This window comes from Polaromonas sp. P4_F4 (genome assembly GCF_056401355.1).
The window spans coordinates 133024-144850 of the sequence record NZ_JBFUJO010000011.1 but is presented as its reverse complement, the minus strand read 5'-3'; the positions used below and the strand labels follow the sequence as shown (position 1 = coordinate 144850).

Sequence of the window (11827 nt, the reverse complement as noted above, 5' to 3'; positions counted from 1 at the left end):
ACTCCGGACTCGTCAGAACGTTGAAGAATTCCACCGCCTGGGTCGATCTCGCCCGGCGTCCAATGCTGCTGCAACGTTGATGCAAGACGCTTTGGGCATTACGATCCATGGTGGCTGGCCTTTGGGAAGATGGTTTGGGTGCTTCGTAAACAACCATCCTATCGACCCTTTGGTCAGCCATCTCCCTTTGCTTTCAAGCACTTACGCACGTCGCCGAAGGCCAACCTGCCAAAGTAAGTGCCATTCCGCTTAATACAAGAACTCACAGGCTAGCGTAAGCTCGAATGCCCCGGTTTTAGTACCCAATTGATCGCAGCCGTCCATACTTGATACCCCGCATCATGGCCGCTGTCTGTCCTGCGATAGACCGTTCCCGAATAATCCGGCGCTTGAATTCAGCGAAGGCCCCCCGGCATGTGGGTCACAATCCGACCGGCTGAAGTGGTGGCTCCGCGAGACTGGTCGGGTTAATACATGTCATTCCCAATATGAATCAAAGGTCTTCAGGCGAGCATCATGGATAAAAAAACAGGTAGTTTTGCTCGCCGGTATTTGATAAATTAACTATCCCGTTAATCGAGTTAGGACTCACCATGTCTGATTCCTTGAAGCACTTGCGGGAGGCCATACAGGCAGAGGTTCTTGGCGAATCAATGCGTCGGGATCGCTACCAAGCGATGACGAAAAAAATCATCGAGTTCCAGGATGGCATCGGTCTTACGCCAACTCCTGAGCAACTCGCGCAATGGCGGGAAGATACGGAAGCAATTCTCCTGAAGAGGATGCAGCTGTAGGTGTCATGAAGGAACAACCAAAAAGTCACCGCCATCAGCCCTTTGATCAATAAGCCCTCCCATCGGCCTCCATTGGCCATCAGACGACTTATTGATGTTTCCACTCATGACGCACCACACCGTTCGGACTGAGCCTGGCCTGTCCCGAGCTTGTCGAAGTGTCGCGAAGTGTCGAAGCCCAAGGACCAAGCGCAGGCGAACGGTAGTGAAGTGATTCGCGGGGATTGTCGTTCGCTTTGACTCCCTCTGAAGCTGCTCTGATCACCCCAAAAGCTGTTACAACTGATCACCACAGCCTTCGGCGCCACGCGGGAAAAGAGCCTTTCAGGGCTCACAATGAATCTCAAGACAACACGGCCGGCTGGCTCTCGGCTGGTGCCGTGCCCCCAACTCAACGAAAACCCTCCCTGGCACGGTTGCGTTTTCTGCAATCTCTTCCCCCTTCCCGATGGAGATACAGACCATGAAACGTCTTGTCCTGACCATGTTTTTCATGTTTTTTGCGTTGGCCGCGTCCGTGCATGCGGCCGACTGGCTGACGATTACCGGTGATGCGGATAACCCCAATTCGGACTATGTCCAGGTCGACCCTGCGGTTGTCGAGGTGGGTGATGGCCTCAAGTCGCTGGTGGTGCGGGTCAACCATGCGGCCGTCAAACGCACGCCCGAGGGCGTGGCCTTCCGGTCTTTTGAGGCGCCCATTGTGGTGGACTGCCGCACGAAGTCGGCCTATTACACGGAGTCACGGGCCTACAAACAGCCGGCTTTTTCTGGTGCACCGCTGGGGGTGCAGCTGTTCAAGCCCTTCGCGCGCCCGGTACGGTTTGAGTCCCTGCCTGGCAACCCGAGCGAGCGGGTGATCAAGGCAGCCTGCGTGACGGTGGCCGCAGTGGATGAACCTTCGCCTCAAACCCGGAAAGAATCCAATCGTGCGTATTAAACGCCTCTGCCCGGCCGTGCCCGCCCTGCTCTTGCCGGTGCTCCTGGCTGCCTGCGCGGATGCACCGCGGGCCGCGGGTTCGCCGGAGCCGCCACCTTCGGCTGTCTCCCGGCGCTGCAATGCGGCGCCCGCCCAGTTTGCCGTGGGCCGCTCGGCGGATGCGGCCCTGGCCGAGGATGCGCGCATCCGGTCAGGCGCAAGAACGGTGCGGGTGTTGCGGCCCAACGAGGTCGTGACGATGGAATTCAATGCGGAGCGGCTGAACCTTGCCGTGGACCAGGCTGGCCGCGTGACCCGCGTCAACTGCGGCTGAGCGCTTGAACCGGCGCGGGTAACAGCTCACTCAAGCTCGATCGGGTTCGATCGGGTTCGATCGGGTTCAACCAACCGCAGCTTCGTGGCGCTAGTGTGGTGTTGCATGCTTGATGGCACAAATAAAAATGATGGATTTTTGGTCAGGGCAAGGCGCAAACCACAGCGATACCCGTAGGTATCGCGCGGATTTGCAACGCCGCCATGGCCGAAAAGACGCATTTTTATGTGCCAGATAGCGTGCAACACCACACTAGGGCTTTCTTGCGCCTTTACCCATCTGCTGCAGCTGCCGTTTTCGTTTGCTCCTGTTTTTTGATTCCGGCTCGTCGGGCCGGTTGCGCAAGGCCTGCGCCTTTTGCTCCTCGGCCTGCTTCCTGCGTTTCTTGTTGCGTAGGTGCATGATGGTCCGGCCCAGCCCGAAGCTGATGGCACAGGTGACAAGCAGAAGAATGATGTTGGTGGTTTCCATAAGATCGGGCTGCTGCTTACTGGCTTGCTGGCTTACTACGTCAAAAACAGTGACTGCAAGTCGTTCAAAAAATCAAAACCGCGCTCGGTCGGCTTCACGCGGACAAGGTCGCGCTCCAGCAGGCCCTTGCGCTCGCCCTCTTCCAGGCCTTGCTGGATGGCCGTGACAGGCAGCCCGGTCTTGTCGGAAAAATCCTGGAGTTTGAAGCCGTCTCTCAAGCGCAGGGCATTGAGCATGAATTCAAAGGGCAACTCCGCGCGGCTGACTTCGGTTTCCTGCGTTACGGCGTCCCCGGCCAGGGCTTTTTCCATGTAAAGCTTGGGCTCACGGTAGCGGACCTGGCGAACCACCCTGTGCGCGAAGCTGAGCTTGCTGTGCGCCCCCGCACCGATGCCGAGGTAGTCGCCAAACTGCCAATAGTTGAGGTTGTGAAAGCAGCGATGGCCGGGCCTGGCATAGGCCGACACCTCATAACGTTGCAGCCCGGCGCCTTCGGTCATCTCGGTGATCTGGTCCAGCATGGCATAGGCCGTGTCTTCTTCCGGAATTGCGGGCGGGAATTTGGCGAAGTAGGTGTTCGGCTCAATGGTCAGGTGGTAAATCGAAATATGCGGCGGCTGCAGCGCAAGCGCCTGCCGCATGTCCTGCGCGAGGTTTTCCAGCGTCTGACCGGGCAAGGCATACATGATGTCGAGGTTGAAGGTGTCAAAGGCCTGCGCCGCCTCTTCGACCGCCGCAATCGCCTGGGCGCGGTCGTGCACACGCCCAAGGGCCTTGAGGTGGCGGTCGTCAAAACTCTGCACGCCGACGGACAAGCGCGTTACCCCGGCGCTGCGAAAGGCCTTGAAGCGGTCTTTTTCAAACGTACCGGGGTTAGCCTCCAGCGTGATTTCGCAATCCGCCTCCAGCCTGAGCCGGGCGCGAATATCGGCGAGCAGACGGTCAATCGCCTGCGGCGAGAACAGGCTGGGCGTGCCGCCGCCGATAAAGACGCTGTGCACGGTACGGCCCCAGACCAGCGGCAGGGCGGCCTCCAGGTCGGCCATGAGCGCGTCCAGGTAGCGCTGCTCGGGCATTTCGCCGCTGACCTCATGTGAATTGAAATCGCAGTAGGGGCACTTCTTGAGGCACCACGGCAAATGCACGTACAACGACAGCGGCGGCAAGGCGGCCAGCTGCAGCGTACCGCTGCGCATGTAGTGCTGAATGTCTTTCACGATCGGCTCATATCAATGGATACATGTAGCAGCGATGGCACCATGCAACGGTCGCAGTTCAGACCAGCGGACACCGCGGAACCGGTTGTGCCGGGCCGCTGGTGTCGCCCCTTGAGGGGGAGGCCGCGACACGAAGTGCGCCAGGCAACGGGGTGAGTCATGTCAGCCACCGCTCGCGCATCAAATCCATCATCTGGCGCGTGGCCCGGCCGCGGTGGCTGTTGGCGTTTTTGACTTCCACCGGCAACTGCGCAAAGGTCTGGCCGAATTCAGGGATGAACATGACCGGGTCAAAGCCAAAGCCGTTGCTGCCCACCGGCTCATGGGCAATGAGGCCCGCCACCCGCCCGCAGGCTATCAAGGGCTCGGGATCCATCTCGGAACGAACCGCCACCAGGGTGCTCACCAGCGCCGCGCGGCGGTTGGTGATGTTGGCCATCTGCTCCAGCAAGGCCCTGACGTTGTTGTCATCGCCCTTGGCGTAGCCAAACTGCGTGGCATAAAACGCGGTGTCCACGCCCGGCAGGCCACCAAAGGCGTCCACGCACAAGCCGGCGTCGTCTGCCAGCGCCGGCAGTCCGCTCAGCCTGGACGCGTGGCGGGCTTTGGCAAGCGCGTTTTCCACAAAGGTGCGGAACGGCTCCTCCGCCTCGGGGATGTTCAAGTCAGCCTGGCGCAGCAGCTCCACGCCGAGCGGCACGAGCATGGCCTGCAGCTCGGCGAGCTTGCCGGTGTTGTTGGATGCCAGAACGATTTTCATCATGAAAAGTAACTTTACCCCTTATTTTACGGGGCCAATAAGCTATTAATTTAATAGCGATTTCTTCTGCAGCCCAACCAGCTCGGCGATGCCTTTTTCAGCCAGCACCAGCAGCGCGTCCATTTCCTTGCGCGAAAAAGCGGCGCCTTCCGCCGTGCCCTGCACCTCCACGTAGTTGCCCGCGCCGGTCATGACGACGTTCATGTCGGTATCACAGGCCGAGTCTTCGGTGTATTCCAGGTCGAGCAGGGGCGTGCCCTGCACAATGCCCACCGAAATGGCCGCCACGTGGTCGAGGATCGGGGTTTCCTGAAGCTTGCCGAGGGCCAGCAACTGATTGACCGCATCCTGCGCGGCCACAAAGGCGCCGGTGATGCTGGCCGTGCGGGTGCCTCCGTCGGCCTGAATCACGTCGCAATCGAGGTGAATGGTTCGTTCGCCCAGTTTTTTCAGGTCAAACACGGAGCGCATGGACCTGCCGATCAGGCGCTGGATTTCCTGGGTGCGGCCGCTCTGCTTGCCGCGCGCGGCTTCGCGGTCGCTGCGGGTATGCGTGGCGCGCGGCAGCATGCCGTATTCGGCGGTCACCCAGCCCTCGCCGCTGCCTTTTTTATGGCCCGGCACTTTCTCCTCGACGGATGCTGTGCACAGCACCTTGGTGCCGCCGAACTCAATCAGCACAGACCCTTCGGCATACGCGGTGTAGTGGCGGGTAATGCGCACCGGACGCAGGGCGTCGGCAGCACGCGCGTCGACTCTGACAAACTGACTCATGGTGGATGGCTTTCTGGCGGAAACGCCGGGTGAACGGAAGAATGGAATAAAAAGGGGAAGCGAAGAAGTAACTGGGAAAGGAGGAAAAGAGCGCGATGGACCGCTCAAGGCTGCTCAATGGCACGCGGGCCTTCGCACCGGAATCTCAGGCTTTTTTGGCAGCCGAGCGGCGGATGGCCTCGTTGATTTCTGCAATCGATTTCTCGATCGTGGCTTCGTCAAGGTCGTCAACCACCGAGTCCATCAGGCCTGCCTGAATGGTGGAGGCGAACACCCCGTCCATGATGCTGTCTGTAGAAACACCCCGGGTGGATTCAAACGCATCCGGCGTTTCCCACTCCATGGCCAGAACGGTCACGTTGTCGCTCTGCTCTCCACCGGCACGCAAGGCGCTTTCCACGAGGTCTGGCACCGCATCGGACACGCCTTTGGCGGACAGCTGGCGGACAATTTCGTCATCACTCAGGCTGCCCCACAGCCCATCGGAACACAGCAGCAGCTTGTCGCCCTGCTGCAGCGTGACGGGGCCGGCGATGTCAAAGACGGGCTTGGTCGGCGAGCCCAGGCAGGTAAAGAGGATGTTGCGGTTGATGCGCTCAAACCTGATCGCCCCGGCGCTCTGCTGCTCAAGATAGGAGTGATCACGGGTGCGCGTCAGCAACTCGCCATCCCGCACGACGTACAGGCGGGAGTCGCCGCAATGCACCCATGTAGCCCCGTCGCCCTGCAAAATGGCGGCCACCAGGGTGGTCCGGGGCGTGTCGAGCATGCCTTTTTCACTGGCATAGCGAATGATCTGGTGATGGGCCGCCATCAGGGCGGTCGACAGGAACTCGGTGGTGTCCGGGATCGTGGGACGCGCGTCCTGCTGGTACAGCGCGGAAATGGTCTGCAGTGCCAGTTGGGCCGCCACCTCGCCGTCGGGATGGCCACCCATGCCGTCGGCCAGGACAAACAAGCCCGATTCGCGCGTGTAGCAATAGCCCATGCGGTCTTCGTTCTTCTCGCGCCCGCCCTTGCGGCTAACCTGAAACACGGAGAATTTCATTTGAGTTTGGTCGCAAAGCCAGTGGCCTTACGCGCGGTTTTTTTGGTATCGGACACGATGTTGTCAAACTGAAGGCGCACCTTCTCGCTGACGGTGAGTTTGGTGTAACGACGCTCACCTTCCCGGCTCAACTCCTTTTGCAAGGCAAACACGGACTGAGGCCGGGACAGCGGGTCCAGCGACATGCACCACTCGACGACTTCAATCAGGTTGTCGGAGTAAACGCCCCGTAGCCGGGACAGCGCCAGGGACAGGCGGTCTTTCTCGAGGCGCTGGGGTGCGTCATTGGGCGGGTAGCCCTGCATGGAGGCGTAGATACAGGCGCCAATGGCATAAATATCGGTCCAGGGGCCCATCGACGAATCGCGGCGGTACATTTCCGGGGCGGCAAAACCGGGGGTGTACATGGGCCGGATGAAGTTGCCCTCTTTGCTCAACACCTCGCGGGCCGCGCCGAAGTCGATCATCACGGCCCGGTTGTCGTCGGTGATGAAGATGTTGGCCGGCTTGATGTCGAGGTGCAGCATCTTGTGCTGGTGCACGATACGCAGCCCGCGCAGGATCTCGTCAAACAGCGACCGGATAGTCGACTCGCGGAACACCTTTTGCTTTTTCAGCTCGCGGGCGGTGATGATGAAGTCTTGCAGGGTGCCGCCCTCCAGGTAATTCATGACCATGTAGACGGTCTCGTTTTCCCGGAAGAAATTCAGCACGCTCACCACCGAGCCGTGCGCAATCTGGGCAAGCGCCCGGCCTTCTTCAAAAAAACTCTTGAGGCCCAGACGGTACAGCGAGAGCTTGTCCGGCTGAACCTGGGGCAGCAATTCCCCGGGAGAACGGCTGGCCAGCGAAGACGGCAGATACTCCTTGATGGCGACCTGCTGGCCCTCATTGTCAACAGCCAAGTAAACTACACCAAACCCGCCGGCCGAAAGCTTGCGCACAACACGGTAGCCACCAATCACGGTGTCGGGTGGCAATGAGGCGGGCTTGACCTTTGACATAATTTGGGATGAGCCATGGTGACGACGTCACCCAAGTCTTGTTCTCTCTCTAGTAAAGCGTATAAGTACATGTCAGTTTACAGCATGACGGGTTATGCGACCGTGCAGTCCAGCGCGGCGCAATCCGGACCCGAAACTGATTCCGGCCCGGAGGCCAGTTCCCGGTTGGGTGTCGAAATACGTTCGGTGAACAGCCGCTTTCTCGACCTGGCCTTTCGCCTGCCCGATGAATTGCGCCAGGCGGAGCCGGCCCTGCGTGAATTGCTCACCGGCAAGCTCAAACGCGGCAAGGTGGAACTGCGGGTATCGCTTGAAAGCACCTCGGCCAGCAGCCTGCGCCCCCCCTCGTCGGCGACGCTGCAGCGCCTGGGTTCGCTGGAAGACACCATCAAGTCCTGGCTGCCACAGGCCGCGGCCCTCAGCGTGGCCGACGTCCTCAGAATCGCCACCAACGAGGACAAAAAACCGCATGATTTCAGTGAAGAGCTGCTCAAGCTGTCCAAAAAGGCCCTGAAAGACCTGATGTCCGCCCGGGAGCGCGAGGGCGCGCGCCTGGCGGCCATGCTGCTCGACCGGACTGCGCAGCTGCGCGCGCTGGCGGCGGCGGCGGTACCCATGGTTCCCAAACTGGTGGAGCAGCAAAAGGCGCGTTTTCTGGAACGCTGGAAAGAGGCCATGGCGTTGTCCGACAGCACCACGCTGCCGGAAATCGCCCAGGACAGGGCCCTGACCGAAGCCACGGCCTTCGCCATCCGGATTGACGTGGCCGAGGAAATCACCCGCCTGTCGTCCCACCTGGATGAAATCGACCGGCTGCTCGCCAGCGGCGGCGAACTTGGCAAGCGCCTGGACTTCCTGATCCAGGAACTGCACCGCGAAGCCAATACCCTGGGTTCCAAATCCGCATCCCTGGAACTGACCCGTATTTCCGTGGACATGAAAGTGCTGATCGAGCAGATCCGCGAACAGGTCCAGAACATCGAGTGACCCTGAGCGACAATCACTCAACTTACTACTCACTACCAGATTAATAGCGATCAACGCCCACTGAACATGGACTACCCTGGAAACCTGTTTGTTGTAGCCGCCCCCAGTGGTGCGGGCAAGTCCAGCCTGGTGAAGGCCCTGATGGAACTGGATTCAGCCATCCAGCCCGCCGTTTCGCACACCACCCGGCCGCCGCGCGGGCAGGAAAAGCATGGCCGGGAGTACTTTTTCCTGTCGCCGGAAGAGTTTGACGGCATGGTGCAGCGCGATGCGTTTCTGGAATGGGCGCATGTGCACGGGCACCGTTACGGCACCTCGCGCCAGGCCATTGAAGAGCGAATCGCGCACGGTACAGACGTGATTCTGGAGATTGATTTCCAGGGCGCCATCAACATCAAGCGGATTTTCTCGAATGCCGTGCTGATTTTCATCCTCCCCCCCAGTTGGGAGGAATTGCGCTCCCGCCTGCAACGGCGTGGCGAAGACAGCGCCGAAGTCATCGAATTGAGGCTGAAAAATGCCGCCACCGAGATGGCTCAAGCCCGGGAATTCGACTTCGTTATAATCAACGAGTTATTTGAGCGGGCAGTTTTCGACCTGAAAACCATTGTTCATGCCCAGCGGCTCAAGTTTTCGGCCCAGCGACGCGCTCGCGCCGAGACTTTCAGGGCCCTTCAAATTCCTTAAAAGTCTTACGTCCTCTTTTATCGATCACACCGGAGATCACCATGGCCCGCATTACCGTCGAAGACTGCCTCGAAAAAATCCCCAATCGCTTCCAGCTGGTTTTGGCCGCCACCTACCGCGCCCGCATGCTCAGCCAGGGGCATGCCCCCAAGATCGAAAGCAAGAACAAGCCCGGCGTCACGGCCCTGCGCGAGATTGCAGAGGGCAAGATCGGCCTGGAAATGCTGAAAAAAGTGCCTAGCTGAGTCTCTGGGTCCGTACTGAGCCCTTGTTGAAAGCACCGTAACCCGGTGCTTTTTTCGTTTTGGACGCCGTAAAATCCGTTTTTTTCACGTTTTATTCATGCCGCGATACATTTAAGGCATGAGTGCCATGGTTTTGCCCGTCGTTTCCAGCAAGTCAACCCCGGCCGCCGCCAATGCTGCCGCGGCCAGCTTCGCTGCGCTCATGGCCGGGCTCGATTACCTGAGCGCTGCGGATATCGACAATGTCCGGCGGGCTTACCGCTTCGCCGATGAGGCCCACCTGGGCCAGTTGCGCAACAGCGGCGAACCCTACATCACCCACCCCATTGCCGTTGCCCAGCAGTGCGCGGAGTGGAAACTGGACGCCCAGGCGCTGATGGCGGCGCTGCTGCACGATGCCATTGAAGATTGCGGGGTCACCAAGCCCGAACTGATCGAGCGCTTCGGAGCGCCCGTGGCCGAGCTGGTGGACGGCCTGACCAAGCTGGAAAAGCTGGAATTCAATACCCGCGAGGAAAACCAGGCCGAGTCGTTCCGGAAAATGCTGCTGGCCATGGCGCGCGATGTACGCGTCATTCTGATCAAGCTGGCCGACCGCAGCCACAATATGCGCACGCTGGGCGACGTCCCGCGCGCCAAGTGGACCCGGATCTCGCGCGAAACCCTGGACATCTACGCGCCCATCGCCCACCGCCTGGGCCTGAATACCACCTACCGCGAGCTGCAGGACCTGTCCTTCCAGCACCTGCACCCCTGGCGCTACGCCACCCTGACCAAGGCGCTGCAAAAGGCCCGCGGCCGCCGGCGCGACGTGATCAAGCGGGTGCAGGGCGAGGTCGAGTCGGCCTTTGCCAGCGCGCAGGTGCCTGTGCTCATCTCGGGGCGCGAGAAGACGCTGTATTCCATCTACCGCAAGATGGACGAGAAACACCTGTCCTTCGCCCAGGTCACCGACCTCTACGGCTTTCGGGTGATCGTGAAGGACCTGACCGCCTGCTACACGGCCATGGGTGTTTTACACCAGCTGTACAAGCCGCTGCCCGGAAAATTCAAGGACTACATCGCGATTCCGAAAATCAATGGCTACCAGTCGCTGCATACCACGCTGGTCGGTCCGTTTGGAACCAATATCGAGTTCCAGATGCGTACCGACGCCATGCATGTGGTGGCTGAGTCGGGTGTGGCCGCGCACTGGCTCTACAAGGCGACCGCCCCCGAGAGCGATGCCTCGCAGCGCCTGGGCGCGCAATGGCTGCAGTCCCTGCTGGATATCCAGCACGAAACACGCGACGCCGCCGAGTTTTGGGACCACGTCAAGATTGACCTGTTTCCCGAAGCGGTCTACGTGTTCACGCCCAAGAGCCAGATCATGGCCATGCCGCGGGGCGCAACCATTGTGGACTTCGCCTACGCCATCCACAGTGATGTCGGGCACCGCGCCGTAGCAGCCAAGGTCAATGGCGAGCAGGTCCCCCTGCGCTCCGAGCTGCATAACGGCGACGTGATCGAAATCATCACGGCCTCGGTCTCCAGTCCCAATCCGGGCTGGCTCAGCTTTGTGCGCACCGGCAAGGCCCGCTCCAAAATACGCCATCACCTCAAAACCATGGCGCTGGCGGAATCGCAGGAGCTGGGTGAAAAAATGCTGGCGCAGGCGCTGCGCGCCGAAGGCATAGAACGGGAACGCCTTCCCGAGGACGACGAGGCCCATCAGGCGACCTGGGAAAAAATCCTGCGCTTTACCGGCAACCGTTCACGCGCGGACCTGCTCACCGACATCGGGCTGGGCAAGCGTATCGCAACCATGGTGGCCAAGCGCATCGTGACTCTGCTGGCCGAAACTGGTGAAAAACCCGACGCATTGCTGATGAGCCGTGAACGCTATACCTCCCATGAGTCGGTATCGCAGGGCGCGCTGCTGATCGATGGCAGTGAAGGCGCCTCCGTGCAGTTCGCACCGTGTTGCCGCCCTATCCCGGGCGATGGCATCGTCGGCTACCTTGGCCGGGGTGAAGGGCTGGTGGTGCATACCGACGACTGCGCCGTGGCCAAGCGCCTGCAGCACCGCGACAGCGAGCGCTTCATTGCCGTGGACTGGTCAGACGAACCCGTGCGTACTTTTGAGACCAATCTTCTGGTCACGGTGGCCAATGGCAAAGGGGTTCTGGCGCGCGTGGCCGCCGCGCTGGCCAGTGCCGAAGCCGACATCACGCATGTTGATATGGGGCAGGAAGCTGCGCAGGATGCGACCGACCTGCGCTTTGGGGTGGCCGTACGGGACCGGATTCACCTGGCATCGGCCCTGCGCAGTGTCAAGCGCACCCCCTCCGTGCTGCGGGTGCAGCGCGCCAAGTCATCAGGATGAAATTGGCCCCCACGCTTGCTCACTTCGTGTAGCCGCTGCCCCCCGAGGGGGCCGCTGCGCCTGCGGCCCGGCTGAGCCGGTTCCGCGGCCCCTGCTGGGTTGGAGAGCTGCCACTTCTGGCGGTTAGGGCCCCCACGCTTGCTCACTGCGTGTAGCCGCGGCCCTTGCTGGGCTGGAGTTACCATTTCTGGCTATTGGGGCCCTACGTTCGCTCACTGCGTG

13 protein-coding genes are annotated in these 11827 nt (G+C 60.6%); 7 read left to right on the top strand and 6 right to left on the bottom strand.

The genetic code is table 11. The features are described 5' to 3' along the window. The first annotated feature begins 593 nt into the window (after positions 1 to 593). From AC1DUR_RS13830 to AC1DUR_RS13820, 3 genes are all read left to right on the top strand, one after another. Positions 594 to 794 (top strand): hypothetical protein, encoded by a 201-nt coding sequence (locus tag AC1DUR_RS13830; protein WP_477719542.1) that lies wholly within the window; start codon positions 594 to 596, stop codon positions 792 to 794. A 463-nt stretch (positions 795 to 1257) separates the two neighbouring features. After that, entirely contained in the window at positions 1258 to 1734 is a 477-nt protein-coding gene (locus AC1DUR_RS13825) for a hypothetical protein (RefSeq protein ID WP_477719541.1), read from the top strand. Then, positions 1724 to 2047 (top strand): I78 family peptidase inhibitor, encoded by a 324-nt coding sequence (locus tag AC1DUR_RS13820; RefSeq protein WP_477719540.1) that lies wholly within the window; start codon positions 1724 to 1726, stop codon positions 2045 to 2047. Before AC1DUR_RS13825 ends, AC1DUR_RS13820 begins: the two co-directional genes overlap by 11 nt. A 252-nt stretch (positions 2048 to 2299) precedes the next feature. On the opposite strand, the gene AC1DUR_RS13815 is transcribed toward AC1DUR_RS13820, so the two are convergent. From AC1DUR_RS13815 to AC1DUR_RS13790, 6 genes are all read right to left on the bottom strand, one after another. Continuing rightward, positions 2300 to 2518: a hypothetical protein gene (locus AC1DUR_RS13815; RefSeq protein ID WP_477719539.1), complete on the bottom strand. Its 219-nt coding sequence runs from the start codon at positions 2516 to 2518 to the stop codon at positions 2300 to 2302. A 35-nt stretch (positions 2519 to 2553) separates the two neighbouring features. Further along, complete coding sequence (hemW, locus tag AC1DUR_RS13810) at positions 2554 to 3714, bottom strand: radical SAM family heme chaperone HemW (RefSeq protein WP_477719552.1); 1161 nt, start codon at positions 3712 to 3714, stop codon at positions 2554 to 2556. Between the two features lie 178 nt (positions 3715 to 3892). Then, on the bottom strand, positions 3893 to 4495 hold the full coding sequence (gene rdgB, locus AC1DUR_RS13805) for an RdgB/HAM1 family non-canonical purine NTP pyrophosphatase (protein WP_477719551.1): 603 nt from the start codon (positions 4493 to 4495) through the stop codon (positions 3893 to 3895). A 45-nt stretch (positions 4496 to 4540) separates the two neighbouring features. Further along, the gene (gene rph, locus AC1DUR_RS13800; protein WP_477719538.1) at positions 4541 to 5269 is read right to left on the bottom strand and encodes a ribonuclease PH; all 729 of its coding nucleotides are present in this window, start codon (positions 5267 to 5269) and stop codon (positions 4541 to 4543) included. Between the two features lie 145 nt (positions 5270 to 5414). Beyond that, positions 5415 to 6317 carry a PP2C family protein-serine/threonine phosphatase gene (locus tag AC1DUR_RS13795; protein WP_477719537.1) on the bottom strand — a complete coding sequence of 301 codons (903 nt, stop codon included), beginning with the start codon at positions 6315 to 6317 and terminating at the stop codon, positions 5415 to 5417. Next, complete coding sequence (locus tag AC1DUR_RS13790; RefSeq protein ID WP_477719536.1) at positions 6314 to 7321, bottom strand: serine/threonine protein kinase; 1008 nt, start codon at positions 7319 to 7321, stop codon at positions 6314 to 6316. The genes AC1DUR_RS13795 and AC1DUR_RS13790 overlap by 4 nt, the downstream gene beginning before the upstream one ends. Positions 7322 to 7390: 69 nt before the next feature. Between AC1DUR_RS13790 and AC1DUR_RS13785 the strand changes: the two genes are divergently transcribed. From AC1DUR_RS13785 to AC1DUR_RS13770, 4 genes are all read left to right on the top strand, one after another. Then, positions 7391 to 8308, top strand: coding sequence for a YicC/YloC family endoribonuclease (locus AC1DUR_RS13785; RefSeq protein WP_477719535.1), 918 nt, complete (start codon positions 7391 to 7393; stop codon positions 8306 to 8308). A gap of 66 nt (positions 8309 to 8374) precedes the next feature. Further along, positions 8375 to 8995 (top strand): guanylate kinase, encoded by a 621-nt coding sequence (gene gmk / locus AC1DUR_RS13780; protein ID WP_477719534.1) that lies wholly within the window; start codon positions 8375 to 8377, stop codon positions 8993 to 8995. A gap of 41 nt (positions 8996 to 9036) precedes the next feature. Next, positions 9037 to 9240 (top strand): DNA-directed RNA polymerase subunit omega, encoded by a 204-nt coding sequence (gene rpoZ / locus AC1DUR_RS13775; protein ID WP_096662930.1) that lies wholly within the window; start codon positions 9037 to 9039, stop codon positions 9238 to 9240. A gap of 118 nt (positions 9241 to 9358) precedes the next feature. Then, positions 9359 to 11605, top strand: a complete 2247-nt coding sequence (locus AC1DUR_RS13770; RefSeq protein WP_477719533.1) for a RelA/SpoT family protein — start codon at positions 9359 to 9361, stop codon at positions 11603 to 11605. Positions 11606 to 11827 lie beyond the last annotated feature (222 nt).

Bases quoted from the DNA above. Each gene is read 5' to 3' on its own strand.
- AC1DUR_RS13830 (WP_477719542.1), top strand. From the start codon at position 594: ATGTCTGATTCCTTGAAGCACTTGCGGGAGGCCATACAGGCAGAGGTT.
- AC1DUR_RS13825 (WP_477719541.1), top strand. From the start codon at position 1,258: ATGAAACGTCTTGTCCTGACCATGTTTTTCATGTTTTTTGCGTTGGCC.
- AC1DUR_RS13815 (WP_477719539.1), bottom strand. From the start codon at position 2,518: ATGGAAACCACCAACATCATTCTTCTGCTTGTCACCTGTGCCATCAGC.
- hemW (WP_477719552.1), bottom strand. From the start codon at position 3,714: ATGCGCAGCGGTACGCTGCAGCTGGCCGCCTTGCCGCCGCTGTCGTTG.
- rdgB (WP_477719551.1), bottom strand. From the start codon at position 4,495: ATGAAAATCGTTCTGGCATCCAACAACACCGGCAAGCTCGCCGAGCTG.
- rph (WP_477719538.1), bottom strand. From the start codon at position 5,269: ATGAGTCAGTTTGTCAGAGTCGACGCGCGTGCTGCCGACGCCCTGCGT.
- AC1DUR_RS13795 (WP_477719537.1), bottom strand. From the start codon at position 6,317: ATGAAATTCTCCGTGTTTCAGGTTAGCCGCAAGGGCGGGCGCGAGAAG.
- AC1DUR_RS13790 (WP_477719536.1), bottom strand. From the start codon at position 7,321: ATGTCAAAGGTCAAGCCCGCCTCATTGCCACCCGACACCGTGATTGGT.
- AC1DUR_RS13785 (WP_477719535.1), top strand. From the start codon at position 7,391: ATGTCAGTTTACAGCATGACGGGTTATGCGACCGTGCAGTCCAGCGCG.
- gmk (WP_477719534.1), top strand. From the start codon at position 8,375: ATGGACTACCCTGGAAACCTGTTTGTTGTAGCCGCCCCCAGTGGTGCG.
- rpoZ (WP_096662930.1), top strand. From the start codon at position 9,037: ATGGCCCGCATTACCGTCGAAGACTGCCTCGAAAAAATCCCCAATCGC.
- AC1DUR_RS13770 (WP_477719533.1), top strand. From the start codon at position 9,359: ATGAGTGCCATGGTTTTGCCCGTCGTTTCCAGCAAGTCAACCCCGGCC.